This window comes from Martelella sp. (assembly GCF_984369615.1).
The window spans coordinates 1-2,366 of sequence record NZ_CFHTCS010000512.1 but is presented as its reverse complement, the minus strand read 5'-3'; the positions used below and the strand labels follow the sequence as shown (position 1 = coordinate 2,366).

3 protein-coding genes are annotated in these 2,366 nt (G+C 63.3%); all 3 read left to right on the top strand.

Going from position 1 to position 2,366, the window contains the following annotated elements; genetic code table 11:
- Positions 1 to 11: 11 nt before the first annotated feature.
- Entirely contained in the window at positions 12 to 650 is a 639-nt protein-coding gene (locus tag AC5DC2_RS23050; RefSeq protein ID WP_024706189.1) for a GNAT family N-acetyltransferase, read from the top strand.
- A complete protein-coding gene (locus AC5DC2_RS23045; RefSeq protein WP_024706190.1) occupies positions 647 to 1,213 on the top strand; it encodes a GNAT family N-acetyltransferase in 567 nt (188 codons plus the stop codon). The genes AC5DC2_RS23050 and AC5DC2_RS23045 overlap by 4 nt, the downstream gene beginning before the upstream one ends.
- Before the next feature lie 161 nt (positions 1,214 to 1,374).
- On the top strand, positions 1,375 to 2,366 hold a 992-nt coding region (locus tag AC5DC2_RS23040), incomplete at its 3' end, for a Tex-like N-terminal domain-containing protein (RefSeq protein ID WP_491700174.1).

Sequence of the window (2,366 nt, the reverse complement as noted above, 5' to 3'; positions counted from 1 at the left end):
AGGACCTGACAATGCAAAGGGATCTACAAAGGGAGAGCCAATCCCGGCTTTCCAGAGAGCGGCTGAGGCCGGATAGTCAAAGGCGGGATTGCCCCGTTCTTCTCTCGCAAAGGCTCGTCCTCAGAGCCCCGCACGAAGATGACATTGACGCCATTGCCCATCTCGCCGACAACGACAAGATCGCGACCATGGTGTCGCGCATGCCGCATCCCTATACGACAGCCGATGCCGCCAAGTTCGTGGAGCGAACCAAAGAGGGCGCGATCGGCAATTGCGTCTATGCCATCACGAAAACGGAAAACGGCGAATTCATCGGCTGCTGCGGCATCGAGAACATCCCCGATGACGACAGCGTGGTCGAGATCGGCTACTGGCTGGGCGAACCCTATTGGGGCAAGGGCTACACCACGGAAGCCGCCCAGGTGTTGATCGACATGGTCTTCCGCACGAGGAACGAGGTCGACCATATCGATGCGCGCTGCCGGGTGGTCAACGCGCGCTCGCGGCGGGTGCTGCACAAGTGCGGCTTCCAGTTCCAGGGACCCGGCATGGTGCAGTCGCTCGCCATCGGCGGCTCGGTCGCGGTCGAATGGTACCGGCTGGAACGGCGCAACTGGATGTCGCTGAAGAGCTGGGGAGGACAGAGATGAGCCTTGACCTGCAAGAGCGACAGAAGACCGCGACCATCGACACCGAGAGGCTTTGCCTGCGGCCGCTTCGTGCTGAAGATGCGGAGGCGATTACCGGCGTGCTCTCCGATTTTTCGGTAACCCGCATGCTGTCGCGTCCGCCCTACCCGTTCACGCTCGATGATGCCGAGGACTGGCTTGAGGCCAACGCCGACAGCAGCGACCGGGCATGGTCCTTCGCCATCACCCAGCCGGCAGACCGGGTGCTGATCGGCCTCGTCTCCATCGAGCTCAGGCAGGGCGGTTACCACCTCGGCTACTGGCTGAACCGCTACTACTGGGGTCGCGGCTTCATGAGCGAGGCGGCCTCCGCCCTGGTGGCCCGCTTCTTTGCCGAGAAGGGCGCGGTCACGCTCAACTCCGGGGCCATGGCCGAAAACGCAGGCTCGCTGAAGGTCCAGCAGCGCCTCGGCTTTCAGGTCACGGGCCTCAGGGAGATCTATGCCGCAAGCCGCGGTGCGATGGTCCAGGAAGTCACGACGGCGCTGACGCCGGACTATTTCCGCCCCTATCACTTCGGCTGATGATCAAGGGCCGGGCCAGCGCAAGCGGCCCGGCCTTTTCCCTGTTCGCCGCGGACACATCCATGGGGATGGCCATGGTTCCGACATGAATTTTGGTTGTCATTGCCGTCCGCATCGCTACCTTCCGCGACCAGAGACAATGAACAGGACAGACCTGCCCCATGAGTGACACCAAAATCGCCCGCATCGTCGCCGATGAAATCAAGGCCCGGCCCGACCAGGTGAACGCGGCGCTCGAACTGCTGGACGGCGGCGCGACCGTGCCGTTTGTGGCGCGCTACCGCAAGGAGGCGACCGGCGGGCTGGACGATACGCAGCTGCGGCAATTGTCGGAGCGGGTGACCTATCTGCGCGAACTCGAGGCGCGGCGGACGACGATCACGGAATCAATCCAGAGCCAGGGCAAGATGACGGAAGAGCTGGCGGGCAAGATCGCCGCCGTCACGACAAAATCCGAGCTCGAGGACCTCTATCTGCCCTACAAGCCGAAGCGCCGCACAAGGGCGATGATCGCGCGCGAGAACGGGCTGCAGCCGCTCGCCGATGCGATCTTCGAAAACCGTTCGGCAGATCCGGAAAAGCTCGCCGCCGCCTATCTCAACGAAAACGTGGCTGATCTCCGCTCCGCCCTTGATGGCGCTCGTGACATCCTCTCGGAACAATTCGCCGAAAATGCCGAACTCGTCGGCCGTCTGCGCCAGTATATGCGCGACAATGCGGTCCTTTACGCCAGGGTGGTCCAAGGCAAGGAAGAAACCGGCGCAAAGTTCGCCGATTATTTCGAGCATTCGGAGAAATTCGCCACCGCGCCCGGCCACCGCGTGCTTGCCATGCTGCGCGGCTGGAACGAGGAGGTGCTGACGGTGGCGATCGAGGCCGACCGCGACAGCCCCTCCCCCATCAAGCCCGCCCAGCAGATGATCGCCCGTTTCTTCGATATCGGGGCGAAGGGCAAGGCGGACGAGTTCCTGATGCAGGTCGCCGGCTGGTGCTGGCGCGTGAAGCTGTCCACCTCGCTGTCGCTCGACCTGATGCGTGAGATGCGCGAGCGCGCCGAGGACGAGGCGATCCATGTGTTCGCCCGCAACCTCAAGGACCTGCTGCTGGCAGCTCCTGCCGGCTTCCAAGTCGTACTGGTGGGCACTCGTGCTTG

Coding starts and splice junctions, on each gene's coding strand:
- AC5DC2_RS23050 (WP_024706189.1), top strand. CDS start 12: ATGCAAAGGGATCTACAAAGGGAGAGCCAATCCCGGCTTTCCAGAGAG.
- AC5DC2_RS23045 (WP_024706190.1), top strand. CDS start 647: ATGAGCCTTGACCTGCAAGAGCGACAGAAGACCGCGACCATCGACACC.